Raw genomic sequence first — 25,533 nt, forward strand, 5'->3', positions numbered from 1 at the left:
GCGGCTTTCCCGGCGTCCGCGGCGCCGGATTCAACCACCGAAAGGTTCAAAGCAATCGTCAACAGGAACCGTGATTATGAGTGAAGAAGTCAAGATTGGCGGCAAATGCCCGTTCGCCGGCAATACGGTGGGCGGTGCGGCCGGCTCCGAGCCTACGTTGCAGCACTGGTGGCCTAATCGGCTCCAGGTCGAGCTGCTGCATCAGAACCCGCGTGAGGCCAATCCGGAAGATCCGGAATTCAACTATGCCGAAGCGTTCAAGCAGCTGGATCTCGAAGCGCTCAAGAACGATATCAAGGCGTTGCTGAAATCTTCGGTGGACTGGTGGCCGTCCGACTATGGCAACTACGGCCCGCAGATGATCCGCATGGCCTGGCATTCGGCCGGCACCTATCGTATTGCCGACGGCCGCGGCGGGGCCGGAGAGGCCATGCAGCGCTTCGCGCCGATCAACAGCTGGTGGGACAACGGCAACATCGACAAGTCGCGGCGTCTGCTCTGGCCCATCAAGCAGAAGTATGGCGCGTCGATTTCCTGGGCCGATCTGATCGTGCTCACCGGCAACTGCTCGCTGGAGATCATGGGCTTTCCGACCTACGGTTTCGCCGGCGGTCGTATCGATGCCTGGGAGCCGGACAACCTCACCTATTGGGGCCCGGAAGGCTGGACCGGCAAGAAGCCGGAGGACGCGCCGCACGGGCCGATGGAAGGTCAGCCCGACCAGATGGTCAACCGCGGCCTGCGCTGGACCGGCGAAGCCGGCGACCCCGACTACGATCTGGAAGCGCCGCTGGCGGCGTCCAACTCGAACCTCATTTACGTGGATCCGGAAGGCTCGGCCAAAAAGGGTATCCCCGAGGATTCGGCAGTCGATATCCGTATCACCTTCGGCCGTATGGCCATGAACGACGAGGAAACCGTGGCCCTGATCGCTGGCGGCCACGCCTTCGGCAAGTCGCATGGCATGACCCCGCCGGATCAGATTGGCTATGCGCCGGAAGGCGCGCCCATGGAAGCCGCCGGCCTGGGTTGGAACAATCCGCGCGGCAAGGGCAACGCCGAAGATACGATGACCAACGGTATCGAAGGCTCCTGGACCCAGAACCCGATCGCCTGGGACAACAGCTATCTGGAAAACCTGTTCAAGTTCGAATGGGAGCAGACCCGCAGCCCGGCGGGTGCCCTGCAGTGGACGCCGGTAGACAAGGACGCCCCGCGCACGCCGGATGCCCATCTTGAAGGCGTCGATCATCCGCTCATGATGATGACCTCGGATATCGCGCTGAAGGTGGATCCGTCCTATCGCAAGATCTGCGAGAAGTTCCTCGAGGACTTCGACTACTTCACCGAAGCCTTCTCGAAGGCCTGGTACAAGCTCACCCATCGCGATATGGGCCCCAAGGCCCGCTATCTCGGCCCGGAAGTGCCGGCTGAGGATCTGATCTGGCAGGACCCGATCCCGGCGGTGGACTTCGAGCTCGTGGACGCGGCCGATGTGGCCGATCTCAAGAGCCGCATTCTGGATTCGGGCCTGACGGTGGCCGAGCTCGCCGGCGTGGCCTGGGGTGCGGCGTCGACGTTCCGTACCTCGGACAAGCGCGGCGGCGCGGACGGCGCGCGTATTCGTCTGGCACCGCAGAAGGACTGGCCGGTGAACAACCCGGCCGAGGTCGGCAAGGTCGTATCCACCCTCGAAGGCATCAAGCGCGACTTCGATTCGGCCCAGTCGGGCAACAAGAAGATCTCGCTGGCCGATCTGATCGTGCTCGGCGGCTGTGCGGCCGTTGAAAAATCGGCCAAGGATGCCGGCATCGATATCAAGGTGCCGTTCACGCCGGGCCGTAACGACGCCACCGAAGAACAGACCGACGAGCAGAGCTTTCGCTGGCTCGAGCCGGTGTCCGACGGTTTCCGCAACTTCCACCGCGACGATATCAACTACAACGTCTCGCCCGAGCAGATCTTTCTGGACCGGGCCGCGCTATTGGGGCTGACCGCGCCCGAGTGGACGGCGTTGACCGGTGGTCTGCGTGTGCTGGATATCAACACCGACGGTGTCTACAAGCAGCACGGCGTGTTCACCGACAAGCCGGGCGTGCTCAGCAACGACTTCTTCGTGAATCTCACCTCACCCGAGTTCGAGTGGAAGAAGGTCGACGAGGCGGGCATGGAATTCACGCTGGACGATCGCAGCAGTGGCCAGACGAAGTTCAAGGCCACCCGCTGTGACCTGATCTTCGGTTCCAACTCGCAGCTGCGTCAGCTGGCCGAGTTCTATGCCCAGACCGGGGGGCACGAGAAACTGGTTCGCGACTTCGTTGCTGCCTGGAACAAGGTGATGATGCACGACCGTTTCGACGTGGCCGACCGAAACAGCGCGGCCCTCTAGGCCGCGCACCGCAGGCGGCCGGCGAAAGCCGGTCGCCTTGCTCTTGGCAAGCACAGAAGGCCGGCATTTGCCGGCCTTTTTTATGTGGCGCGGGGCGGTTCGGGCTGTCTTTCACGGTCTTTGTCATGGCGAATACATCCGTTCGCCGCAGTCGCGCGATCGGTCTGAAGGACAGGCCCGCGTTAAGCAATCAAGATTTGCCGAGCTCGGCCGAAAATATCAGGGCAATCCATTCCCACAACGGTATCGCCCATGGCCGTCACTGCAGAACAGCTCGATCTACCGGCGGCTTCGGCCCATTCAGAAACCGCAGGCCGGACGGCCTCGAAACCGAAGCGATCCGGGCCGCGATGGTCGCTGCGCCAGAAGCTGGGCATGATCCTGGTGATCATGTGGGTTGGCATGATGACCAGTGTGGTGGTCATTACCGCGTTCGAGCGTTCCACGCTCACCCACGAACGCCAGGCTGGGCTCAAACAGCTGGTCGACTACGCCACCAGCCTGCTGGCCGGCTATGAGGCACGGGTTTCGCGCGGCGAAATGTCCCGTGAGGAGGCCCGTAAAGCCGCTTTCGCGCAACTGAGCAATCTGCGTTTCGATGGCGACAACTACGCCTTCGTGCTGACGCCGGATGGTTTTCTCGCCAGCCATCCGACGGTGCCGCCGACCGTGTCGGTTATCGACACCCAGGCCGCCGACGGTGAAAAGATTTTCCAGAAGCTCATCGAGATCGGCCGTGACGGCGGCGGCTTCGTGAACTATGACTGGCAGGCCAGCGACGAGGCCCCGACGCTCACGAAAATGAGCTACGTCTCGGCGTTCGCGCCGTGGGATGTGGTCGTTGGTGCCGGTGTCTACGTCGAGGATCTGGCGGCCGTGCTGCGTCGATCACTGCTGATCAATTTTCTCCTGCTGACCGTGATCGGGGCCATCGTGACCGTCGTGTTCTGGCGCGTGGGTCGCGGCATCTACCGCGATATCGGCGGCGATCCTGAACAGGCGAAACGTCAGGTACGGGCCATGGCGTCGGGCGACTTTACCCCGGTCGATGGCTGCGAATCGGCAGCGGAGAACAGTCTGTTGCAGGCGATCGAGCGCATGCGTGTCGATATCGCGGCCACGATCACCACCATCCGCGAAGCGGCGGCCTCGGTGGACAGCGGTTCGCGCGAGATCGCGGCGGGCAATGCCCAGCTGTCGTCGCGCACCGAGCAGCAGGCGGCCTCGCTCGAGCAGACCGCGGCCAGCATGGAGCAGCTCTCGGCCACCATCAAACAGAACGCCGACAACGCCCGCGAAGTGAAGACCCTGTCCGAACGTACCGATAGCTCGCTCACCGAAGGGCGTCGGGTGATGGGCGAGGTCGTGACCGCCATGAACGGCGTACGCGAGAGTTCGGACCGCATGGCCGAAATCATCGAAATGATCGACGGCATCGCATTCCAGACCAATCTGCTGGCATTGAACGCCGCGGTGGAGGCCGCACGGGCGGGTGAGCACGGCCGCGGCTTCGCCGTGGTGGCCAGCGAGGTGCGCCAGCTGGCCAAGCGCTCGGCGGATGCCTCGCAGGATATCGCCAAGCTGGTGGAAAACTCGGTTTCGCAGGTGGGCGAGGGCACCACGCTCGTCGGCAAGGCCAACGAAACCATGCAGTCCATCGAGGAAGACGCACGTCGCGTGAATACGCTGATCGCCGAAATTGCCTCGGCGTCGAGCGAGCAGAGCGACGGCATCAGCCAGATCAGCGAGGCGGTGAGCCAGATCGACCAGGTCACCCAGCAGAATGCTGCCCTGGTCGAAGAGGCCGCGGCCTCCTCGCGTGTGCTGGAGTCCGACGCGGGACGACTCCAGGCGGCGGCGTCGCGATTCGAGGTCGTACGCGCGTAACGACTTCGCACAGCCGATGCGTTTGGCAGGGGCAGCGCCGGAGCGGCAACGATCCGGCGCTCTGCGTGGTTGAAGTATCGCGGCGGCCAATCGCTGGTTTGGACGAATGCGCGTGACGCTCGTTCTCGATGGCGCTTCGTCTCGTTAAATGTGGCGCCTGCCACCAGGGTGCAGGCGCCGTTTCCCGCCTCGTGAATACTCTTCCTGATAACCGCATTTTTCGGCCTGGGTGCGCTAAAGCGTGTGTATATACCGCCGATATGACACCGGGCGAGCGATCTAAGCGAGCGCGCCGATAGGTTGCCTTAAACATTGAACAAGGCAGCCCGATAAAAAATCACGTTGGTACGAGCACATAACGCGTCAAACCAGTCGGTATTAGGCGATTACAGGAGAGTAGGAATGCTGCGCGGTCTTCAAAGCGTAAAAAGCAAGCTCGGGCTTGCGTTCGGATTGGTCTTCGTACTGATCTGTGTTCTGGGTACGACGGCCGTGCTGGCGTTGAACCAGGCAGACGAGAGCAAGGAAGATATTTACAACAAGAACATGCGTGGTCTGCGTCACCTGTCGCAGGTCAACATCACGCTGGGGCGTGGCTATGCCCGTTTGCTGCAGATTCATGCACAACGCTCGCCCACGGCCGTCGAGGAATTTGCGTCTTTCTTTGCCCGGGCAAAACCCGAAGTCGACGATCGTCTGGCTCGCTACTATCCGGGCAAGGTGACCGATGCTGCCGAAAAGACGGCCGCACAGGCGATGTTGTCGAACTACGAGCTGATTTCGACAAAACTCGCGAATTATCTGCAGCTCGCCCAGGCGGGCGATATCGCCGCTGCCGAGCGTCTGTATGAAACCGAAATTTCGGCGCCGTTCGAAGCGCTGCGTTCGCAGCTGCGCGATCTCGTGGATCTTCAGATGGCGCAGGGGCGCACCGCATTTGAAGCGTCGCAGGCAGCGAATCTGCAGGCGAAAGTCGGCATCTTCGCGCTGATCGCGATCGCTCTGGCCCTGGTGTGCGCGATCACCTATTGGCTGGTTCGCATGATCACCCGGCCGCTCAGCCAGGCCGGTTCCCTGGTCGAGGCGATCGGCCAGGGCCGGTTGGACAATCGCATCGACAATCCGTACCGCGACGAATTCGGAACCATGCTCGGCGGGCTGGAGAAAATGCAGGCCCGTCTCGCGGAACTGGTGGTGAGTGTGCGCAGCAGCTCGGAGGCGGTGAGCGTCGGTGCGCGCGAGATCGCCAGCGGCAATCAGGAACTCAGTGGCCGGACCGAGCAGCAGGCGTCGAGCCTGGAGGAAACCGCGGCCTCCATGGAGGAAATGACGTCGACGGTGCGCCAGAACGCGGATAACGCCGCCCAGGCGGACCAGCTGGTCCATCAGGTGCGCAACCGGGCCGACGAAGGCGGCCAAGTGGTCGATCGTGCCACGGCGGCCATGGGCGAAATTACTGCGGCCAGCGACAAGATCAGCAACATCATCGGCATGATCGACGAGATTGCTTTCCAGACCAATCTGCTGGCCTTGAACGCCTCGGTAGAAGCCGCGCGTGCGGGTGAGCAGGGCCGGGGCTTTGCCGTGGTCGCCACCGAAGTGCGTAACCTCGCCAGCCGCAGTGCAGCGGCGGCCAAGGACATCAAGGAACTGGTCGAGGACAGCGAAAAGAAGGTCGCTTACGGTTCGAGCGAAGTCACCGCGGCCGGTGAAGTGCTCAAGGAAATCGTCAATTCCGTGACCAAGGTCAGCGATCTGGTGTCCGAAGTGGCGTCGGCGAGCAAGGAACAGGCCACGGGTATCGACCAGGTCAATACCGCCATCAATGAAATCGACAGCGTCACACAACAGAACGCCGCGCTGGTGGAGCAGTCCTCGGCCGCGAGTATGTCGCTCGAGGAGCAGGCCAGTCAGCTCAGACAGCAGATGGCGTACTTCAAGGTCGCCGGTCTGTCAGCGCACGATACGACCGAGGCGGCAGCGCCCGCCCGGCCGGTTGCCCGGGCCGAACCCGAAAGTGCGCGGAAAACGGCGCCCGCAAAGCCCCAGCCGAGCGCGCCGAAAGCGGACAAGCGGCCCACGGCTGCACCGGTGATTGCCGAGGAAGATGACGGCGACTGGGCGACCTTCTAGGCCAGCGCTTCGATGACACGACGTAACGCGCCGACCGGCGCGTTACGTTTTTTGCGCTTGCCTGTTTCGACGGGCGCCGGAAAAGCGCCACGGGCGTGGCGCCCGCCGATCAATCCACCGCGGCTTACGGGTTTGCTAACGGCGACCGAAGTTGTTGCGTACCAGATCGACCACTTCATCCATGCGGCCGGAGAAGATGGCCTTGGTCGAGTAGAGAGCGGTCGAGGCCACCTGGCCGGGTTCGACGGTCGGCGGCATCACCAGTTCCATACGATTGACCTTCACGTCGAGAATGCCGGGGCCATTGTGGGCCAGCAGATCGCGTACACCATCCTCGAGGTCGTGCTTCTTCTCGATCTTGCGGCCCCACAGGCCGATCGCCTCGGCCAGACGGCCGAAATCCGGGTTCTTGAGTTCGGTGAACGAATCGAGCAGGCCTTCCACTTTCTGTTCGATCTCCACGAAGCCGAGCGAGCTGTTGTTGAACACCACCAGCTTGACCGGAATCTGTTCCTGCACGAGCGTGAGCAGGTCACCCATGAGCATGCTCAGGCCGCCGTCGCCACACATGGCGATGACCTGGCGCTCGGGAAACGCCTTGGCGATCCCCAGCGCCTGCGGGTAGGCGTTGGCCATGGTGCCGTGCACGAGACTGGGCAGGGTGCGGCGCTTGCCGTTGGCCTTGATATGACGCAGGCACCACACCATGGGGCTGCCGCCGTCCGCGGTGAACACGGCATCCTCGTCGGCGTGGGCATCGAGTAGCAGGGTGAGTTCCTGCGGGTGGATCAGGTCGTCGTAGTCGGACTGGGCAGCGGCGTTGTCGAGCGATTCGAGATAGGTTTTCCGACAATCGTTGACCCACTCGCGATCGGTGTTCTTTTCGACCCGGTCGAGCAGCGCCGCGCAGGTATCACGCGTGCTGCCGACCACGCCGATATCCACCGGGTGGCGCAGGCCGATCTGGCCGGGGTTGGTATCCACCTGAATGATCGTGGCGCTGTCCGGATAGAACTGGGCCCAGGCAAAGTTGCAGCCGAGCAGCAGCAGCGTGTCGCATTCGGACACCGCCCGATAGCCGCCTTCCAGACCGAAAACGCCGGTCATGCCCACTTCCAGTTCGTTGCCGTATTCGACGAAGTCCTTGGCACGGGAGGTCCAGGCGATGGGCGCGCCGAGCTTGTCGGCCAGCGCGATCAGCTCGTCGTGGGCGTGGCGACAGCCGTAGCCGGCATAGATGGAAACCTTCTTGCCGGCGTTGAGCTTGGTCGCGATGGCGTCGAGGTCGGCGTCGTTCGGACGCAGCACGGGGTCGAAGCGCTGGGTGCGGTAGGGCAGGCTGTCGTTCGGCTTCTGGGTGAACAGATCGCCGGGCACGATGAGCACGGCCACGCCGCCTTCGTTGAGCGCCTTCTGGGCTGCGATCGCCGTCAACCGACGCGCGTTCTCCGGGCTGGATACGTATTCGCAGAACACGCTGTACTGGGCGTAGATCGGACGCTGGTCGACGTCCTGCGGAAAGCCCACGCCCATTTCCGCGGTGGCGACCTGCGAGGCAATGAACACCACCGGCGCGCCGTTGCGATGGGACTCGATCAAGCCGTTCACGAAATGGGTGCTGCCGGGCCCGCAGGTGCCCGCACAGCAGGCCAGTTCGTCGGTAATGAATGCTTCGCCGCCGGCCGCGAAGCCGCCGACCTCTTCGTGGCGCACATGCACCCAGTCCATTTCCGAACGCCGAATGGCGTCGGTGAAGTGGTTGATGGTATCGCCCACCACGCCGTAGCAGCGCTTTGCGCCGGCCTGGGTGAGTGTCTCGACGATGATTTCGGCGACGTTGCTGGCCATGAGGGCTCCTTGGGATGAACGGCGCCCCGGGCAGGGCGTTATTGATTGCATGGTACAGGCTGCTCGCAAGTACGCGACAGCCGACCTGTAGCCCGAACCTGGGAGCGCGTGGCGGTGCGGTGTTCGACCGGGCACGCGGTGACAACACGACCCGCCTCGTCGGCGCCTGCGCGTGCGACTCTCCACGGGCAGGCTCGTACGCGGTCGTGGGCATGTGCACTGCACAGCTACTGTGCGGGCGTCTGCTCCAGAGCGAGGCAATGCTGTGCGACATCTGTGCGTTGTCTAGGGAAGCTCTGCACAACCTGTCGCGGTCGCGCCGGCGTGCTTTGCGCGCGATTGACAAGGAAGTGAGAGCGTAGCGTGCCTGCCGCACGGAAGCGAACACTGACGCCGATCAAGCGCGCGCAAAGCCCCGGCCGCTCAGCGGTTCGGCCTCACAGACGCCGCGACGGCGTTGCCGAGCTTGACCTGCCAATGAGGCAGGCGCTGCGCTCGGACCCCTTGTCGCACCGTCTGCGAGGACTCGAACGCGATCCGCTAGAGGTTGTGCAGAGCTTCCCTCTGGATCAGGCGTATCCGCGGGCCTTTTGGCGCCCGCGAAACCTGGCCCGGCTCTTGCAACGACTGCATGACTGCCGTTCTAAAAGGGCCCCGCGATGACAGCGACGAAATTTCAAAGACTTGCACGCCATACGGCGATCAGCGCGGCGCTCTGCGTGTTGGCGTTTGCCGGCGCGGCGATCGGCGCCGAGGAGGCGGCCAAGCAGGACGATCCCGGCTTTCACCCGGAAGCGTTCACGGTGAAGGAGGCCATCGCCGATGGCCCGTTGGTACTGGTGAATCAGGCCAGCTGGGACGGTGCCAGCCGGATTCACGTCTATTCACAGGACGGGCTCGCCTATCAGGGCCTGTTGTCGATGGGCCTGACGTCGCAGTTCATCGTCAGCCACGACCACAGCAAGGTCTATACGCTCTCGGATTACATGGAGCGCTATACCTACGGGCCGATTCATAGCGTGGTGCAGGCTTTCGACCTGAACAGTCTGAAGCCGGTCGCCGAGGTCGAGGTTCCCAACAAGGCGGCAAAGGCCATCGGTATGGAGCACCTGATCGAACTCAGTGCCGACGACAAATATCTGTACGTACAGAACGCCACCCCCGGCACCTCGGTTACGGTGGTCGCCCTCGACGACATGCGTGTGGTCAAGGAAGTGCCTACGCCGGGTTGTTATGGCATCTACCCGAGCGTCGAAGGCCATCGCTTTTCGACGCTGTGCGGCCCGGGCACGCTCAACAGCTACGACGTGGACGAGGACGACCCCGGTGCCACCCCCTCGGAGGTGATCTTCGACGTCGAAGCGGACGCCCTATATCTGCATTCGGTCCGTACGCAGGCGGGCCAGCTCGTGTTCACCTCCTTCAACGGCAATCTCTATGTCGTGGACGACAGCGCCGCCAAGGCCCGATTGGTCAAGAAACTGGCGGTCGCAGAAGGCGTCGACGGCGACTGGGCGCCCGGTGGTTACGGCATTACCGCTTACAACGAGGCCAACGACATGCTGTTCATGATCGTGCACTCGAATGCCTATGAAGGCAGCCACAAGGATATGTCCGAGCAGATCTGGGCCTACAGCCTGGCCGACGAGAAGCTCGTGGCCCGGTCCAAGGCGCCGCATCTGGTGTCGCTGGCCACCAGTCAGGGTGAGCGCCCGACGCTCTACGGCGCCAACGAGGAAGAGTCGAGCGTTGACGTCTATACGCCGACTGCGCAGGGTGGCTTCGAGTTCAAAAAAAGTGCCACGGACGACCGGGTCGGCTGGAGCACATCGCTGATGACGGCCCCGGATCGCGTGAGTGCAGGCGCGCAATGATCGCCATGCTCGCACTCGCAAGCGCTGCAGCCGGCGTATTCATTCTGCTCGTGGTGCTGCGCGCCGCGCTGCACAAGGCCATGGACTTCGTTGAGCTTCAGGGCTTTGTCGCCGACTACCGTCTGTTACCACAGGCCTGGGTCGCCCCCGCCGCCGGCGTATTGATGGGTCTCGAATTCGTGCTCGCCGCGCTGGTCGCGCTGCCCGTCACCCGCGGCGCTGGCCTGGTGGGCTGTGCCGTACTGTTCGCAGGCTATGCCATCGCCATCGCCATCAACCTGTCGCGAGGGCATACCCGTATCGAATGCGGATGTGGTGGGGCGCCGCAGATGCTGAGTACATCCCTGCTGGTGCGTAACGGCGTGCTCGCGCTTCTGGCGGTTTTTGCTGCCTGGACCGTGCCCGGCGCGCTGGCCTTGCCCGAGAGCCTCGCCGTGATCGGCGCCGGCGTGTTCGCGCTCGCGCTCTATCTACTGTTCGAACAGCTCAACGCCAACCGCATGTACCTGAAAAAACGAGGATCGCTATGACCGCTCTGACTTTTGCCGTGGTGTTCCTCGGCCTGGCCTTTCTGGCTCTGTGCTTCGGTTTTCTGGTGCTCGCGCGCCAGATCGGCGTGCTCTACGAACGCATCGCGCCGATGGGCGCGCTCATGAACGACTCCGGCCCGCAAGTCGGTGAGCAGTCGCCGAAGTTCACGCTGGAAAGCCTCAACGGCGGCGTGGTTTCGATCGGCACGGTCAAGGAAACAGCCACGCTGGTTTTCTTCGTGTCGCCGACCTGTCCGATCTGCAAGAAGCTCATACCCATTCTGCGCTCGATCCGCTCGAGCGAAGGTGACTGGCTGACGGTGGTGCTGGCCAGCGACGGTGATGAAGACAAGCAGCGTCGCTTCATCGACAACGCGCGGCTCGACGACTTCGACTATGTGCTCTCCACCGAGCTGGGTCTTGGCTTTCGGGTAGCACGCCTGCCCTATGCCGTGGTGCTCGACCGCAGCGGGGCGGTACGCGCGAAAGGGCTGGTGAATACGCGCGAGCAGCTCGAAAGCCTGTTCAACGCCCACGACATGGGCGTGGCCTCCATCCAGAACTATATCGGCGAGGCACAAGACGGCGAGCCGGCCCGTTCCTAACCGGGTAATGACCCTCCACAAGGACAGATCATGAAACGACTACTCGATGCATTGACGGCCCGCACGGATGCCGGCGCCGAACGCATGATGCGGCGCACCGCCCAGCGCTACAGTCGGCGCAGCTTTATTGGCCGTGCGGCGCTGTTCATGGCCGGCACGGCCTTGCTGCCGGTGTTGCCGTTCGACCAGGGCGGGCGCGCGATCGCGGCGACCCCGAACGGCGGCAAGCTGCAGGACGACGATCCACTGGCCTGCGATTACTGGCGCTATTGCGCGATCGACGGCAACCTCTGCAACGATTGCGGCGGCACGCTCACCAGCTGCCCGCCGGGCGCCGAGGCGTCGAAGGTGTCGTGGGTGGGGACCTGTCGCAACCCGACCGACGGCCGCGACTACGTGGTGTCGTATAACGACTGCTGTGGCAAGGCCGCCTGTACCGGCACGGAATGTGTGAACAGCGCGCGTGAACGCCCCGGATACCAGATGAGCCTGCACAACGACATCAACTGGTGCATGGCCAACAAGTCGATGGGCTACCACTGCACGGTGGCCGTACTGGTGGGCCAGGTGGACGATGCGCCGGCCGGCTGAGGCCGGTGCGGCGATACCGGTACTATCCGGCAACGCGACGATAGCGTTACGTTGCGTGGCAGCCTGCATTGTCGGGATGGCCGTAACGTTTTCTACGGCCATCCAGGCGGGTGTGCCACCGGCAACGCAGTACCTGATCCACTGCAGCGGCTGCCACCGCGCGGACGGCTCGGGCAGCCTGCGTGGCGGCATACCCGACCTGCGCGGCTATGTGGGCTCCTTCGGGCGCGTGGACAATGGCCGAACGTATCTGATGCATGTGCCGGGCGTGGTCGGCTCGGGGCTTGATAACGCCGATATTGCTGCGGTCATGAACTATATATTCGAGCGCTGGGCCGACGCGCCGGCGAGTGATCCGGTTCCGTTGTTCACTGCGGCGGAGGTGGCGCAATTGAGAAAGCGATCGGTTCCGGATGTCGTCAAGGCGCGCCGGCGTGTGGTCCACGAGTTGAAAGCGCGCGACCTGCCTGTCGCGGCTTACCCCTGGGAGTAACGTCGTCCGAATGAGCCGGGCCTGGCGGGCGCCGTGTTGCGGCGCGACACCTGTAACGCGCAATTAGTCGCCATGGCCGAATATCTGCGGTTCAGTGCTCCGAACTGATACCATCCAAGGCGATCGCAGACACCGTGATCGTTGAACGCATTTTTCGGAGAACCCATGCGCAATATTATTTATCTCGTTGGCCTCGTGGTCATCGTCGTGGCTATTCTGTCTTTCCTCGGCGTGATGTAGCCGGGCAGAAATGCAGCGAACGAAAGAACGGTTGATCGCGGGGGCGATCAGCCGTTTTTTTATGTGTGCAAATCGGTTTCGGTGCGTGAAGTACTGGGCCGGACAGATGCACCGCCCGAAGCCGTTCTGATATCTGCAGGGGGCAGACGTATACACGGTCGGCGTGGTCGATACGTCCTCGTTCTAGGCGGAAAAGGCGTGTTCGATGGACTCGGTTTCGCGAACCAGACGCAGTTCGTAATCGCTGGCCGGCATCGGTTTATCGAGCAGATAGCCCTGCAGCTCGTCGCAGCCGGCCTGGGTGAGATAGCGTTGTTGTGCGGCGGTTTCGACGCCTTCTGCCACCACGGTGATACCCAGCACGTGGGAGAGATCGATGATCAGCTTCACGATCTCACTGTGCGCGCTGGCGGCGCCTTCATCGAGGTTGGCGGTAAACGAACGGTCGACCTTTAGCTGATGGATCGGCAGCTTCTGGAGATAGGACAGACTCGAATAGCCCGTCCCGAAATCGTCCAGAGCAATACGGATACCGAGCTCGCTGAGCTGACCGAGCACACGGGTGGCGGTTTCGAACTCTTCCATGGCCAGGGTTTCGGTGATCTCGAGGATCAGGCTGTCGGCCGTGAGCGAGTGCCGTGCCAGCGCGCCCGCGATTTGCGCGATCAGGCGGTCATCGAGCAGGCGGGCGACCGATAGGTTGATGGAAACGGCGGGCACGCGTAAGCCGGCTGCCCGCCAGTCGCGGATATGGCGGCAAACCTGGTCAATGACGTTCAGTTCGAGATCGTTTATCAGCCCGCTGCGTTCAGCGACCTCGATGAACAGGCCGGGGCTGACCAGTCCGCGCCGTGGGTGTTGCCAGCGAACCAGCGCTTCGGCCCCGGCCAGCCCGCCGTCGCGAGCGCGATATTTGGGCTGGTAATAGACGACCAGTTCGTCGTTATCGATACCGGCGCGCAGTTCGTCCTGAATTTGGAAGGCGTCGGCCTGCTTGATGCCCATGCTGGGCAGGTAGCGCTGCACGCGATTCTTGCCCGCGCGTTTGGCCGTATACATCGCCAGGTCCGCCGCCGTGACCAGCGTGGCGGCGTCACTCGCGTCGTTCGGGTACAGCGCGATACCGATGCTCGCCGACAGCGTGGCACCATGTTCGCGAATACGTGCCAGTTCCGCGATCGCGTGTTCGGCGAATGCTTCGACAAGGTCGGCGTCGGTGGCATGCTCCATGAGCAACAGAAACTCGTCGCCGCCGATACGGCCGAGCGTGTGCTGCTCGTCGGCGAGTTCGCGCAGTACTGCGCTCGTGCGTTGCAGCAGGCGATCGCCCAGGCCGTGGCCGAGGCTGTCGTTGATGAGTTTGAAACCGTCGAGGTCGATATAGAGCAGGGCACAGCCTTCGCCCGGTTTCACTTCGGCGGTCGCAGCACGGATACGCTCGTAGACGGTCGTACGGTTGGGTAATTCCGTGAGCGCATCGTAGCGGCTGCGGTAACGCAGCTGGGCGTTGGCGCTACGCAGGGACTCGACCAGATCGGCCGTCTGCTTGTCGAGTTGGCGGTCGAGTAGCGCCGCGAATACCCCGAGGCTGATAATAAAAAGCGTGCAGGAAGACACCAGCAACGAAAGCCAGAACGGGTCGACCGATACGCTGGCTGTGCTTGTCGCACGATCCGAAATAACCAGCGACAACACCGCGAAGTGGTGGCATAGGGCGAGACCGGCCCCGATGCACACAGAAACCAACGCGGTGGCCGCTGGCGACATCGGACGATCAACCGTGGTCAAGCGGTGGGCAATCCACATGCTGGCTGCTACCACCAGGTAGAACGCCAGCGCGGTTGTCGCTGTCGGCAGCGGCAAATACACGATCGCCGGGGTGAGTTGCAGCGACAGGTTCCCCAGGTAGAACAACGCGCAGGTGCTGGTCGCTACGGGTATGGCGGCCGCAAGAATGGCCCATGCGGATAGCGCAGACCGGCTGGAGACGTAGAAGACGATAAGGGTTGCAACCAGGCCTGCCAGCCAGGACGCAAGGGTGAGATCGATCTCGTGGCCCAGCACGAACGGCAGTTCGAGCGCCATCATGCTCACGAAATGGGTCGCCCAGATGCCCGTTGCCAATACGCATGCACCGGCGAGCAGCCAGGAGGATTTCGCCCGCGTACGGCTACGCCGCACACGGCCGAGCATGTCCATCGCGGCGTAGCAGGTAACGCTGCAGATCAGAACGGCGAGCGCGATTAGAGGCGAGTTGTAAGTAATCGGGCTCAAGGGCCGTCCCCGCTAGAGCAAGGCGATAGCGTTTGCCGTCGATCGATCGGTGTCGCTTCCGTTATCGGCCGAAACTACGGGTGGTTTAGTGTGTTGTACAGGCTGCCGTCGTGCGTCAGTGAGGCGGCGACTGCCAGACGACACACTTTTGCCAACCCTGAAAGCCGGCGTGCGTAGGCGATCTGAAGTTGACCAGGTGGATGACGCGGGGTAATGCTTTTTTGGGCTCCTGGAAGCGGCAGCCCGCATGAGGGGCCATCGCGATAGCTATCGGGCCATGCTTCGGTCAGAGTGCCAAAAGCCGTGCGGGCCTATTGCGGTGGTCGACGGGCACGGTACCTCGCCGGGCGCGAGGCAGAAAGAACAGGCTGCCTGTCGGCACCTGGGCGATGCCCGGCTTAAGTAAGGCTGTCGATAACAGTACGGAACAGACCCGGCCGAGCACTTGGTCGATCAAAAGTTTCCGAGCTGCTGGCGAACTTGCGGTATGCCGGGTGGGGCGTCGCGGCACAGACCGCGCGGTGCTGGCTGTTCAAGCAGGCAGGCATGCAGGAGCGTCTGTCGCGCGACGCCGGGTCGGGGGGGGGCGACGCGGCGCAAGCAGGCAGCGCCGGCAGCCGGCCACCCAGGCAGGTGGCCGGTGCGCGCATGAATCAGCGGCCGGCGTTTTCACGCATCTTGGCGACCTTGTCCAGTACGTCCTTGTTCACGTCGGCGCACTGCTTGAGCGAGGCCTTCTCGCCGCATTCAATCATCAGATCGAGCGTATTGCCGTTGGCGTCGTTGACCTTGAAGTGAATGGAGGGCGAAGCCGGCGGCATGATCACATCGGCCTTGCCGCCGTGATGAGGATGATCGGAACCGCCGCAGGCAGCCAGGGTGACGGTCGAAGCCAGCAGGGCCAGCGCCAGGGTCGTTTTCTTCATCGAATATATCCCGTGATGGTTTGGAAAAGGCTGAGCTTGAGTATCGACGCTTGCCATTCGAATGTCATCGCCGACGATGGTGGCACGGTATCAAAGTGGGCGGCGCAGCCGAGGCTGCGTATTCTTGGCCGAGTTTACAGACGGACAGCACATGCATTCATTACTCGATTCGACGGCGGCGAGCGTGCCCGCCGCCGCGCTTACGCCCCGATGACCGCGCGCTCGCTACGCATGATCGCCAGCGGCGCACTGATCACGCTGGTGACCGTTGCGCTGGCACGACTGTCGTTCGGGCTGATCCTGCCCGCCATGCGCGACTCGCTGGCCTTGAGCTATGCAGAGGCCGGGCATCTGGGCACGGCTACGGCGCTGGGTTATCTGGCGCTGGTGATGGTGGCCGGTGCACTCGCGGCGCGTCGCGGCGCGCGGGTGTCGATCCTGCTGGGGCTGGTATGCGTGATCCTGGGCTTCGCCGGTCTGAGCATGGCCAGCGACTATGTACCGCTGCTCGGGCTCATGACCCTGCTGGGTATCGGCACCGCCTTTGCCTATACGCCGCTGATATCGCTGATCGGCACCTGGTTTCCGGCCCGGCGCGGGCTGGTAATCGGCCTGCTCAACAGCGGGGTGGGCACCGGCATGATGTCGGCCGGCTGGATCGTGCCCTACATCACGCAGCTCGATACGGATATCGGCTGGCGCTGGGTGTGGGCGTTGTTCGCGGCGGTGGCCGTCGTTGCGCTTATGGCTACGCTGGCGTTCGTGCACAACCCGCCGCGGCCCGCAGAGGGCGGCCGGGCGCCCGGCGCGGCCGAACGCCGTGCGGCGCGCTGGGCCGTATTCTGCAACCCCCGTGTGGTGCTCGTGGGACTGGTCTACGGCATCGTCGGTCTGACCTATATCGTGCAGGCGATCTTCATGTACAGCTATGCGCTCGCCGCGGATATCGACGCCCAGGTCGCTGGCGCCCTGGCAGCGTTCATGGGCATGCTCGGCATCGTGTTCGGTCCGCTGTGGGGCGGCCTGTCGGATCGGCTCGGGCGTGGCCAGAGTTTGACGCTGTCGATGGCCATGGCGTTCGTCAGCACCCTGTTGCCGGTACTCTCGCCCACGCTGTTCGGCTTCGCCGCCCACTACGTGATTCTGGGCGTGGCGGTGACCGGCATGTTCACTTCGTCGCTGGCGGCCTCCACCGAGTGGGTGAACATCGACCAGGCCCCGCTGGCGGTCAGTTATGTGACTCTGTTCTTCGCCACGGGCCAGCTCGTGGGGCCGGCCGTGGCCGGTTGGCTGATCGGTGATACCGAGGCGTTTCGCCTGACCTTCGGGGTGAGTACCGCCCTGCTACTGATCGGCGTGCTGCTGAGTATGCAGCTCACGCGCATCTCGAAAACGGGTTGAGCTCATCCCGGGTGCGCCTGTTCCACTTGGCGGTTATCGAGCGTGCGCGCTTTCGAACACGGCCAGGGCGTGGCCGGCACAGATGCGGGTATCGACGGTTTCGCCTTCTTCGAAGCGGTCTTCGTGATTGGTGCGTACCAAAAGCTGGGCGCCCTGGTTCAGGCGTACGCCGTGCAGGCGCGTTTCGCCCTCGTAGCGACTCCATTCGATACGGCTGTTGCCATCGGCGGCCCGTCGTAGCGACAGATCGTCGGGGCGTACCAGTACATCCACCTGATCGCCCTCGCGCTGTGCGGCGTCTTCGAGCGGTGCATCGCCCAGTTCGGTATGCACTTCCCGCACGCCGACGCGCCCAGGCAGGAAGGCTGCGTCGCCCAGAAAGCCGGCAACGAAGCGGGTGCGGGGTTTGCGAAAACAGATATCGGCGCTGCCGAGCTGTTCGAGCCTGCCGGCGCGCATCACCCCCATGCGATCGCCCACGGACAGCGCCTCCGTCTGGTCGTGGGTGACCCAGATCGCGGGTACGCGCGCGGCTTTGAGCGCCTGGCGGATCTGCCAGCGCAGCTCGGCCTTGAGAGCGGCATCGAGGCTGGCCAGCGGTTCGTCGAGCAGCAGCACCGAGGGCGCATGGGCCAGGGCACGGGCGAGTGCGACCCGCTGCTTCTGCCCGCCGGAGAGGGTGTCGGGCATGGCATGACGATGCTTTTCCATACCCAGCGTATGCAGCCAGCGCTCGGCCGGCGCGCGATCCTTTAAGCGAAAGGCGACGTTGTCTTCCACGTTGAGGTGCGGAAACAGCGCAAAGTCCTGAAACACGAGCCCGACCCCGCGTTTTTCCGGCGCGACCTGGCGCCTGGCATTGATGCGATGCTCGCCGATACGAATTTCGCCGGCCGAGGGCGCGACCAGACCGGCCACCGCGCGCAGCACGCTGGTCTTGCCGCAGCCGGTGGGCCCGACCAGGGTCACGATCTCGTCGGCGCCCAGCGTCAGGCTGAAGTCTTCGACTGCGGCGGTGTTTTCATAACGGATCGACAGCTTGTCGATTTCTAGCATGGCCTGTTCCTGTCTATACCCCGAGCGTACGCCGACGGCGTGCTTCGCCCGATAGCATGAGCACCAGCGCGATCGCGGATACGCCGATCAGCGCCAGTGCGGGCAGGGCGCCGCGACCGAGGTAACCGGCTTCGTATACCCGCCATAAGTAGGTCGCAAGGGTATCGAATTCGTTCGGCCGCAGCAGCAGGGTGGCCGGCAGTTCCCGCATGGCTTCCAGAAACACCAGTGCGGCGGCGGCGATGATGCCCGGCAGGATAAGCGGCAGGCTCACGCGCCGAAACGCCTCGGCCGGGCTCGCCCCGAGGCTGCGCGCGGCCCCGATCAGGCTGGACTCCACCCGCTCGGTACTCGAGCGCACGCTGCCCACCGCCAACGGCAGAAAGCGCAGCGTCAGGCCGGCGACCATCAGCGCGAGCGTTTGATAGAGCAACGGCAACCGCAGGCCGAGGTAAACCAGGGCCGTGCCCATGACGATGCCCGGGATACCGAAACCCAGATAACTCGCCCGTTCGCATATCTTGCCGAACCAGCCGGTGCTCGCGGCATAGGCCAGTGGTAGCGCGACCGCGACCGCGGCCGCTGCAACCAGCGCCGCGGCATAGGCCGAATTGAGCGCATAGCGCAGTTCGAAGCCGGCCCCGCCTTCGCGCAGCAGCCAGGCCGTGAACACCCCGATGGGCAGCACGAGTGCGGCGGCGAGCACGAGCACGGCCAGGGCGATGGCAAGCAGGCGCAGCGGCCAGCCCAGCGACAGGCTGAGTATCCGCCCGGGGCGCTCCCGCCGTACGCGAATACGGGCTTCGAGCACGAGTACCACAATCACGAGCGCGAGCAACTGCAGCGACATCAGCGCTGCGCGATCCAGGCCGAAGGCGTTGTATTCCACATAGATCATGCGGGTGAAGGTATCCAGATGCATGATCTCCGGCGTGGCGAAGTCCGAGAGCGTGTACAGCGCCACGAGCAGAGCGCCGGCGGCGATGCCATTGGCCGCGCGGGGCAGCACGATGCGCAGCAGCGCCGCCGAGAGGGGCAGTCCGAGGGTGCGCGCGGCATCCACCACGTTCGCATCCAGCGTCTGCAATGCCGCGCGGGTGGCGATAAATACGAAAGGATAGGTATAGAGCGTCATCACCGCACAGGCGCCGAGAAGGCCTTCGGCGCGTGGGGTCACAATGCCGGTCAGCGCCTCGATTTCGCCGCCCGGCCCAAAGGCTGCGAAGAAGGCGAACGCGCCCAGATAGCTCGGGATGGCCAGCGGGGCGGCGAGCAGAGCGATCCAGAGCCGACGAAAGGGCAACGCGGTATAGGTGGTGACGACGGCCAGCGGCACGCCGACGATGATCGCACCGGCAACCGTGAGCAGCGTCAGCAGCACGGTGTTGAACAGTATTTCGGCGCTGCGGGCGTCGAAAGCCGCCTCCGCGCCCAGGCTCATGACGATCAGCACCCCGACCGGGGCCAGCGCGGCCACCGCAATCGCAGCGGCCGGCAGCCACAGCAACGGCAGGCGCTTCATAGCACGCGCGTTTCGCGCAGCAACTCAAGGGTGGGTTGCAGATCGCTGAGCTGGGTCAGATCGATCTTCGGCGGGTGAATCTTGCCGGGCAGCCCGTCGGGCAAGGCAACGCCTGCGGCCATGGGTATTTCGTAGGCCTGGCTGGCGAGGAAAGACTGCACTTCCTGACTGAGCAGATAACGCACGAAGTTGCGGGCCAGGGGATTATCGTCGAGCAGCAGCACGCCGGAGGAATTCACCAGGCTACCCGCGTCGTTTTCGGTCAATGCGAGTGCGACGTTGGCATCCGGCTGGCCTTTCTTGAGGCGCAGGGTGTAGTAGTGGTTGGCAAAGCCGACGTCCACTTCACCGCGGGCGACCGCCATGACCACGCCCAGCTCGCCGGCATAGCTCTTGGCCTGGCGCTTGACGCCTTGCAGCCACTGGCGCGTGCGGTCTTCGCCTTCGAGCACGCGCATGGCAGTCACGAACGACTGAAATGCGCCGTACGCCGGTGCCCAGCCGATTCTGAGGTCGGTATCGGCGAAGTCTATGATCCGCGAGGGTAGTTGAGCCGGTTCGATGCGGGTGGGGTTGTAGGGCACGGTCCGCAGGCGCCCGGAGATGGCCGCCCATTGGCTATAGCGAAAGGCCGGTTTGATATGGCGCTGTATCGAGGCCGGGATCGGCTGGCTCTTGCCCTGGTCGGCGACGACGCCCAGCGAGCTCGCGTCGATCGACCAGAACAGATCGGCGCGCTTCACGCCGGCCCGGGATTCGGCGATGAGCGTGTTTGCAAGCGCCGCCGATGGTCCGCGCCGAATCTGGAGGTCCAGATCGGGATTGCGTTTACGTATGGCAGCAACGATATCGTCGTAGAGCCCGCCTTCGCCACGACCGAGATAGACCGTCAGCGTGCCGGCGAGCGGCGGCAGATCGTCTGCAGACTCGGCGGCGGCCGTCGGGGTATCGTCAGCGGCCCACAACGCGCCCGGGCCGATGAGTCCGAGCGCCAGCGCGCTCTTGAGCAGGCTGCGACGATCGAGCATCAGAATACCGACGGCTTGTTCGCGGCCGCTTCATCCAGAATCTTCTGGGCACGGTCGAGTTTGGCGTTCATCGATTTCACCGCGGCGGCGAGCTTGTCGGCGGATGCAGAGCGCTCGATCAGCAGGGGCAGCGTTGCGTTGAAGTCTTTTTCCAGGTCGGTGACCAGATCGGCGTCGCTTTCGATCAGCGTGCCTTCGATGCCTTCGAAACGCTGCATGTAGGTCTGATGAATCAGCGCGCTGGCGCCTTCGCTGTCGCCCGAGCGGTAGCGTTCCACCACCTGGGCGAGATTGTCCTTGATGATCTGGATGGTCGGCTCGTCGCCGGCGGCCGAGGTCGTGGCCTCGTCTTTGCCATGCGTCGCGGGCGCGGGTTGGGAGGCGACCAGCTTGAGTGCGCCCACGCCTTCGTGCAGGGCGTTATTGAGGCGCATCTGCCATTCGGCGACGGCCTCACCGGCGTTGTCTTCGTCCACCGCCTCGCGCAGGCCACCAAGCGCGGTCCAGATCGGCGGGTAGAGAACCATGGCATGGGTTTCCACCGCTTCGTGGAACTCGACTTCTTCCCAGGTTTCGACCAGGGCGTCGACTCGCTTGCCTACCTTCTCGCCCTTGTCGTAGTCGGCAACGATCTTGGCCGCGGTGTCGCGCATATCCGCGATTTCGCTTTCATAGTCGCCAAGATGTTCCTTGACTTCCGCAACGCTGGGCGCGTCGCCGCTGTGGGCCGAGGCGGCTTGCCCGCAGAGCAATACCGCTCCCAAGAGCAGTGACTTGGTGAAGGACAGGGACGACTTCATGACGGGTGTTGGCGGGTTTGAATGCTGGCATAGAAACTAACTGATAATCATTCCTATTCCAAGCGCGCAGTTCGCCAAGACGCGGAATTCGCGGGGTACCCCGACGGGCCGGGGCCTGCCAGTAATTCTGGCGGTATCGAGAACGGGCACGCCGCGCCGCGGCATGCCCGTTTGCACGGTCTAGTTGTCGGTCATGCGCTCGAACATCTGCATGGCCTTGCGGGTGAAGATCGGGCCGGCGGCACCGGCGATCAACGCCCGCGTACGCGGGCTGGCCGCGATGACGACGCCTGCAGTGAGCGCACCGGCGATGGCGAGGCCGCTGTTGCGCTTGGCCCAGTCGGTCGCCTGGTTGCCCAGAATCGGACGCAGCTGATGCTCGATCGCGTTGTCCGGCGCCGAGTTCACGGGTTTGTTCTCGCTCGCTCGGGCCGGCGCGGGTGCCGGCTTGCGCCGCGATGACAGCAGCACGCAGATCAACAGCACCGCGACCACGCCGATCAAGCCCCCGCCGGAGAGCAGCAACGCCTCGACCTGGGTGTAATGCTGGGCGAGCCACAGATAGGTACCCGCGGTACACATCAGCAGACCACTGAATACCAGCAGCATGAGCAGCCAGAGCACGACATTCAGGCTCAGCACCCGAATGATCTTTTCCTTGATGCTTCCCATGGCCTAGCGGCCGATCAGCTTGCCCAGAACGAGGCCGATACCGAAGGCCGCGAGTACGCTGGTAAAGGGGCGGGCCTCGATCTCGCTGCCGACGTCCTGAGCATGGCGGCCGGCTTCGCGGCGAAGCTCGTCGTATTTGCCACGGGCGGCGTCGAGCCCGGCCTGGGCCTGGTTCTCGCCGGTGGCCTTGTAGCTTTTGGCCAGGGCGGCCAGATCGTTACGCAGCTGTTCGATGTCTTTCTTGAGGGTTTCGGTTTCGGCGGTCTGGCTCATGAGAATCTCTGGATTCGGAATGGATTCGACAGCATAACGGCTTTCATGGGGCTGCGACCATCCGTACTACTGCTTGATCATCGCACGGCGTCCAGGCCGAAAAACCGGCCTGCATTGGCGTGCGTCAATGCTGCCACCTCGGCCACCGACTGCCCACGTGCGGCCGCGATCGTTTCTGCCACCCAGGGCAGGTTCGCCGGCTCGTTGCGACGGGTCTTGGGCCTGGGCCGGATCGTGCGCGGCATCAGATAAGGACAGTCGGTTTCGATCATCAGGCGGTCGTCGGGGATACGGGCGACGTTTTCATACAGATCGCGCCCGCGGCGTTCATCGCAAACCCAGCCGGTAATGCCGATATGACAGCCGGCATCGAGATAGGCGTCGAGCGCCTCGCGGCTGTCGGTGAAGCAGTGCACCACGGCCCGCGGCAGGTTGGGCAGGTATTCACGCAGTATCGGCAGGAAGCGCGCATGCGCCTCGCGCTGATGCAGGAAGACCGGCATATCGTGCTCGCAGGCGATGGCGAGCTGGGCGGCAAAGGTTTTTTCCTGGGCGGCGCGGGGCGCGATATCGCGAAAGAAGTCGAGCCCGGTTTCGCCGACCGCGGCCAGACGGCCCGCTGCGGCGCCTGCGCGTATGAGCTCGTCGAGTTCGTCGTTCCAGTCTTCGGCGTGGTGGGGGTGCAGGCCGGCGGTGGCGAAGCACTGGCCGGAATAGCGTTCGGCCAGGGACATGGCATGCCGATTGCTGAACAGATCGCTGCCGGTGACCACCAGTCGGGTCACGCCTGCATCGTATGCGCGTGTGAGGACCGCATCGAGATCTTCGGCGAAGCTTTCATGCGCGAGATTCGCGCCGATATCGGTCAGTTCCATGGGGTTGAGGCGTGAAATCAATGGCGCGTAGTCTAGGGAAGCGCTGCATAACCTGTCACGGTCGCGCCGGCGGCCCCTGCGGGGTTCGGCCTCACAGACGCCGCGACGGCGTTGCCGAGCTTGACCTGCCAATAAGGCAAGCGCTGCGCTCGGACGCCTTGTCGCACCGTCTGTGACCTTGAAAGTCTTTTCAGGGCGAACGCGAACCGCGAGAGCTTATGCACAGCTTCCTAGCGATCGCTCGCGCACAATGCAGTTCGTCGGACACGGCGAGAGAAAGCGAAAACGCCCATTTTAAAAAGAGCGTAGAAGCCGGCGGCGGGTTTGCTACACTCGGGCGCTGGCCGCCCGCCACGGCAAGACAAGCGGTGCGCGGTAATTGCGTGCCGGAGCTTGAACGACTGTCACCAGAATCGAAGAAAGGCCTCTCATGCGTTATCAATCCGGGCTGCTCGCCGGCCTCGTCGGCATCATGCTGTTCAGCAGTGTTGCAACGGCCGCGACGCGCTATGTCAGCGATGAATTGTCGATCAACATGCGTCGTGGCCCGGGCACGGGCTATCGCATCAGCGAACTGGTCAAGGCCGGTGATCGCTTGACCACCCTGTCTGAGGCCAATGGCTGGACCCAGGTACGCACCAGCGACGGGACCACCGGCTATGTACTGACCCGCTTCCTTTCCGACGAGCCGGCCGCACGCACGCGTATCGCTGCGATGCAGGCACAGACCGAGAAGTTCAAGCAGGAGAATGAACAGCTCAAGGAGCAGCTCGCGGAAGTGCGCAGCGGTTCCGAGGAGTTGACCGAAACCAAGAGCACGCTGGAAAACGAAAACCAGGAGCTCTCGCAACGCCTTCAACAGCTGCGTGAAACCTCGGCCGACGCCGTGCGTATCAGCAACGAAAACGAGAAGTATCGCGAAGAGCTGCTGTCCATGCGCAGCGACAACGAGCGCCTGCGGCATGAGAACGCCGCGCTGCAGAGTCGCCGGGACGGCATGAAGATCGGCGCGCTCATTCTCATTGGCGGCGTGATCATCGGCCTGGTGCTGCCGCTGTTCCGGCGTCGGAAAAAAGGCAGCAGCTGGGATTCGCTCTGAGCATCGCGATCGCGACCTGCAATCGTATCCACTAACCATCAGCCCGGGTTGCCGGCTATGGTTATTCCACTCGATTTGTGAGCGAGCCCGTGTCGCCTAGCGAAGGCTAATGGAACATCATCTTTCTCTGATTCTGATTTCGATCGTCGCGCTGGGCGTATTCTCGCAGTGGATTGCCTGGTGGCTGCGCATGCCGGCGATCGTGCTGTTTCTGGTCAGCGGCGTACTGGCCGGGCCGGTGTTCGGCGTGGTCAACCCCACCGAGGATATCGGCGAGGTGCTCTCGCCCATGGTCGGGCTGGCGGTTGCGGTCATCCTGTTCGAGGGCGGGCTGAGCCTGCGCCTGCATGAATTCAAGGAAGCCGCATCGGGCGTGAAACGGCTGGTGTCGGTCGGCGCCGTGCTGTCCTGGGCCTTGTATACCGCGGCGGCCTACTACATCGGCCAGCTGTCGATGGCGGTATCGCTTCTGTTCGGCGCGATTCTGATCGTGACCGGGCCCACCGTCATCATTCCCATGCTGCGCCAGGCCGGGCTGAACCGTCGCACGGCCTCCTATCTGAAGTGGGAAGGCATCATCAACGACCCGATCGGCGCGCTGCTGGCGGTGCTGGTGTTCCAGTATTTCGTGTTTGCCGGCGCCGATGCTGGGGACGGGGCGCAGGTGTTCGTGGACCTGGGCTGGGCGATCCTGATCTCCTTCGTGCTCGGCGGCGGCGTCGCGCTGGCGCTGGGCTGGGCCTTCAACCACACATGGGTGCCTGAGTATCTCAAGGCGCCGTTGACCTTCGCCTTCGTGCTGGTGATCTACGGTGTGGCCAGCGAGTTCTTTGCCGAAGCCGGGCTGCTGGCCGTGACCGTCATGGGCATGGTCATGGGCAATCTGTCCATTGCGGGCATGGCCGAACTGCGACGATTCAAGGAATACATCACCATTCTGCTGGTCTCGACCGTGTTCATCGTGCTCACGGCCGATCTCGACCCGAATGTGCTGCTGCATCTGGACTGGCATGCCGC

Annotated in this window: 21 protein-coding genes; 11 read left to right on the forward strand and 10 right to left on the reverse strand. The window is 63.6% G+C overall.

The features are described 5' to 3' along the window. Positions 1-76: 76 nt before the first annotated feature. The 3 genes from katG to CMN27_RS15375 all read left to right on the forward strand — a co-directional run bounded on the left by katG (position 77) and on the right by CMN27_RS15375 (position 6,409). Complete coding sequence (katG, locus tag CMN27_RS15365; RefSeq protein WP_293627856.1) at positions 77-2,389, forward strand: catalase/peroxidase HPI; 2,313 nt, start codon at positions 77-79, stop codon at positions 2,387-2,389. A 252-nt stretch (positions 2,390-2,641) separates the two neighbouring features. Further along, a complete protein-coding gene (locus CMN27_RS15370) occupies positions 2,642-4,276 on the forward strand; it encodes a methyl-accepting chemotaxis protein (protein WP_293627857.1) in 1,635 nt (544 codons plus the stop codon). A 402-nt stretch (positions 4,277-4,678) separates the two neighbouring features. Continuing rightward, positions 4,679-6,409, forward strand: coding sequence for a methyl-accepting chemotaxis protein (locus CMN27_RS15375; protein ID WP_293627858.1), 1,731 nt, complete (start codon positions 4,679-4,681; stop codon positions 6,407-6,409). Between the two features lie 135 nt (positions 6,410-6,544). Here the strand turns inward: CMN27_RS15375 and CMN27_RS15380 are convergent, their stop codons facing one another. After that, positions 6,545-8,257, reverse strand: coding sequence for a thiamine pyrophosphate-dependent enzyme (locus CMN27_RS15380; protein ID WP_293627859.1), 1,713 nt, complete (start codon positions 8,255-8,257; stop codon positions 6,545-6,547). Between the two features lie 659 nt (positions 8,258-8,916). On the opposite strand from CMN27_RS15380, the gene CMN27_RS15385 reads away from it, so the two are divergent. From CMN27_RS15385 to CMN27_RS15405, 5 genes are all read left to right on the forward strand, one after another. Next, positions 8,917-10,131 (forward strand): amine dehydrogenase large subunit, encoded by a 1,215-nt coding sequence (locus tag CMN27_RS15385; protein ID WP_293627861.1) that lies wholly within the window; start codon positions 8,917-8,919, stop codon positions 10,129-10,131. A 5-nt stretch (positions 10,132-10,136) separates the two neighbouring features. Further along, entirely contained in the window at positions 10,137-10,661 is a 525-nt protein-coding gene (locus tag CMN27_RS15390) for a MauE/DoxX family redox-associated membrane protein (RefSeq protein ID WP_293627862.1), read from the forward strand. After that, positions 10,658-11,266 (forward strand): methylamine dehydrogenase accessory protein MauD, encoded by a 609-nt coding sequence (gene mauD / locus CMN27_RS15395; RefSeq protein WP_293627863.1) that lies wholly within the window; start codon positions 10,658-10,660, stop codon positions 11,264-11,266. Before CMN27_RS15390 ends, mauD begins: the two co-directional genes overlap by 4 nt. Before the next feature lie 30 nt (positions 11,267-11,296). Continuing rightward, the gene (locus tag CMN27_RS15400; protein WP_293627864.1) at positions 11,297-11,857 is read left to right on the forward strand and encodes a methylamine dehydrogenase light chain; all 561 of its coding nucleotides are present in this window, start codon (positions 11,297-11,299) and stop codon (positions 11,855-11,857) included. A gap of 76 nt (positions 11,858-11,933) precedes the next feature. Then, positions 11,934-12,350, forward strand: a complete 417-nt coding sequence (locus CMN27_RS15405; RefSeq protein ID WP_293627865.1) for a hypothetical protein — start codon at positions 11,934-11,936, stop codon at positions 12,348-12,350. Positions 12,351-12,773: 423 nt separating this feature from the next. On the opposite strand, the gene CMN27_RS15410 is transcribed toward CMN27_RS15405, so the two are convergent. Together CMN27_RS15410 and CMN27_RS15415 are read right to left on the reverse strand one after the other, a co-directional pair. After that, on the reverse strand, positions 12,774-14,864 hold the full coding sequence (locus CMN27_RS15410) for an EAL domain-containing protein (RefSeq protein WP_293627866.1): 2,091 nt from the start codon (positions 14,862-14,864) through the stop codon (positions 12,774-12,776). A 653-nt stretch (positions 14,865-15,517) separates the two neighbouring features. Continuing rightward, complete coding sequence (locus tag CMN27_RS15415; RefSeq protein WP_293627867.1) at positions 15,518-15,790, reverse strand: hypothetical protein; 273 nt, start codon at positions 15,788-15,790, stop codon at positions 15,518-15,520. 210 nt (positions 15,791-16,000) lie between these two features. Here CMN27_RS15415 and CMN27_RS15420 point away from each other — a divergent pair, with 210 nt between their 5' ends. Next, positions 16,001-17,191, forward strand: a complete 1,191-nt coding sequence (locus CMN27_RS15420; RefSeq protein ID WP_293627868.1) for an MFS transporter — start codon at positions 16,001-16,003, stop codon at positions 17,189-17,191. A 33-nt stretch (positions 17,192-17,224) separates the two neighbouring features. Here the strand turns inward: CMN27_RS15420 and CMN27_RS15425 are convergent, their stop codons facing one another. The 7 genes from CMN27_RS15425 to CMN27_RS15455 form a co-directional block, all read right to left on the reverse strand. After that, a complete protein-coding gene (locus CMN27_RS15425; protein ID WP_293627869.1) occupies positions 17,225-18,247 on the reverse strand; it encodes an ABC transporter ATP-binding protein in 1,023 nt (340 codons plus the stop codon). A gap of 13 nt (positions 18,248-18,260) precedes the next feature. Next, the gene (locus tag CMN27_RS15430; protein ID WP_293627870.1) at positions 18,261-19,769 is read right to left on the reverse strand and encodes an iron ABC transporter permease; all 1,509 of its coding nucleotides are present in this window, start codon (positions 19,767-19,769) and stop codon (positions 18,261-18,263) included. After that, positions 19,766-20,797 carry a substrate-binding domain-containing protein gene (locus CMN27_RS15435; RefSeq protein WP_293627871.1) on the reverse strand — a complete coding sequence of 344 codons (1,032 nt, stop codon included), beginning with the start codon at positions 20,795-20,797 and terminating at the stop codon, positions 19,766-19,768. Before CMN27_RS15435 ends, CMN27_RS15430 begins: the two co-directional genes overlap by 4 nt. Continuing rightward, entirely contained in the window at positions 20,797-21,597 is an 801-nt protein-coding gene (locus tag CMN27_RS15440; RefSeq protein ID WP_293627872.1) for a hypothetical protein, read from the reverse strand. Before CMN27_RS15440 ends, CMN27_RS15435 begins: the two co-directional genes overlap by 1 nt. A gap of 180 nt (positions 21,598-21,777) precedes the next feature. Beyond that, positions 21,778-22,269, reverse strand: coding sequence for a hypothetical protein (locus tag CMN27_RS15445; protein WP_293627873.1), 492 nt, complete (start codon positions 22,267-22,269; stop codon positions 21,778-21,780). A gap of 3 nt (positions 22,270-22,272) precedes the next feature. Next, positions 22,273-22,542 (reverse strand): hypothetical protein, encoded by a 270-nt coding sequence (locus CMN27_RS15450; RefSeq protein WP_293627875.1) that lies wholly within the window; start codon positions 22,540-22,542, stop codon positions 22,273-22,275. Positions 22,543-22,619: 77 nt separating this feature from the next. Beyond that, a complete protein-coding gene (locus CMN27_RS15455) occupies positions 22,620-23,417 on the reverse strand; it encodes a TatD family hydrolase (protein WP_293627876.1) in 798 nt (265 codons plus the stop codon). A gap of 430 nt (positions 23,418-23,847) precedes the next feature. Here CMN27_RS15455 and CMN27_RS15460 point away from each other — a divergent pair, with 430 nt between their 5' ends. Then, entirely contained in the window at positions 23,848-24,516 is a 669-nt protein-coding gene (locus CMN27_RS15460; protein ID WP_293627877.1) for a TIGR04211 family SH3 domain-containing protein, read from the forward strand. Positions 24,517-24,625: 109 nt separating this feature from the next. Then, a partial coding sequence (locus CMN27_RS15465; protein WP_293627878.1) for a cation:proton antiporter occupies positions 24,626-25,533 on the forward strand: 908 nt, incomplete at its 3' end.

The organism is Salinisphaera sp. (genome assembly GCF_002729955.1).
GTDB lineage: Bacteria > Pseudomonadota > Gammaproteobacteria > Nevskiales > Salinisphaeraceae > Salinisphaera.

Excerpts from the sequence above, each read along its gene's own strand:
- katG (WP_293627856.1), top strand. The coding sequence starts at position 77 with ATGAGTGAAGAAGTCAAGATTGGCGGCAAATGCCCGTTCGCCGGCAAT.
- CMN27_RS15370 (WP_293627857.1), top strand. The coding sequence starts at position 2,642 with ATGGCCGTCACTGCAGAACAGCTCGATCTACCGGCGGCTTCGGCCCAT.
- CMN27_RS15375 (WP_293627858.1), top strand. The coding sequence starts at position 4,679 with ATGCTGCGCGGTCTTCAAAGCGTAAAAAGCAAGCTCGGGCTTGCGTTC.
- CMN27_RS15380 (WP_293627859.1), bottom strand. The coding sequence starts at position 8,257 with ATGGCCAGCAACGTCGCCGAAATCATCGTCGAGACACTCACCCAGGCC.
- CMN27_RS15385 (WP_293627861.1), top strand. The coding sequence starts at position 8,917 with ATGACAGCGACGAAATTTCAAAGACTTGCACGCCATACGGCGATCAGC.
- CMN27_RS15390 (WP_293627862.1), top strand. The coding sequence starts at position 10,137 with ATGCTCGCACTCGCAAGCGCTGCAGCCGGCGTATTCATTCTGCTCGTG.
- mauD (WP_293627863.1), top strand. The coding sequence starts at position 10,658 with ATGACCGCTCTGACTTTTGCCGTGGTGTTCCTCGGCCTGGCCTTTCTG.
- CMN27_RS15400 (WP_293627864.1), top strand. The coding sequence starts at position 11,297 with ATGAAACGACTACTCGATGCATTGACGGCCCGCACGGATGCCGGCGCC.
- CMN27_RS15405 (WP_293627865.1), top strand. The coding sequence starts at position 11,934 with ATGGCCGTAACGTTTTCTACGGCCATCCAGGCGGGTGTGCCACCGGCA.
- CMN27_RS15415 (WP_293627867.1), bottom strand. The coding sequence starts at position 15,790 with ATGAAGAAAACGACCCTGGCGCTGGCCCTGCTGGCTTCGACCGTCACC.
- CMN27_RS15420 (WP_293627868.1), top strand. The coding sequence starts at position 16,001 with ATGACCGCGCGCTCGCTACGCATGATCGCCAGCGGCGCACTGATCACG.
- CMN27_RS15425 (WP_293627869.1), bottom strand. The coding sequence starts at position 18,247 with ATGCTAGAAATCGACAAGCTGTCGATCCGTTATGAAAACACCGCCGCA.
- CMN27_RS15430 (WP_293627870.1), bottom strand. The coding sequence starts at position 19,769 with ATGAAGCGCCTGCCGTTGCTGTGGCTGCCGGCCGCTGCGATTGCGGTG.
- CMN27_RS15435 (WP_293627871.1), bottom strand. The coding sequence starts at position 20,797 with ATGCTCGATCGTCGCAGCCTGCTCAAGAGCGCGCTGGCGCTCGGACTC.
- CMN27_RS15440 (WP_293627872.1), bottom strand. The coding sequence starts at position 21,597 with ATGAAGTCGTCCCTGTCCTTCACCAAGTCACTGCTCTTGGGAGCGGTA.
- CMN27_RS15445 (WP_293627873.1), bottom strand. The coding sequence starts at position 22,269 with ATGGGAAGCATCAAGGAAAAGATCATTCGGGTGCTGAGCCTGAATGTC.
- CMN27_RS15450 (WP_293627875.1), bottom strand. The coding sequence starts at position 22,542 with ATGAGCCAGACCGCCGAAACCGAAACCCTCAAGAAAGACATCGAACAG.
- CMN27_RS15455 (WP_293627876.1), bottom strand. The coding sequence starts at position 23,417 with ATGGAACTGACCGATATCGGCGCGAATCTCGCGCATGAAAGCTTCGCC.
- CMN27_RS15460 (WP_293627877.1), top strand. The coding sequence starts at position 23,848 with ATGCGTTATCAATCCGGGCTGCTCGCCGGCCTCGTCGGCATCATGCTG.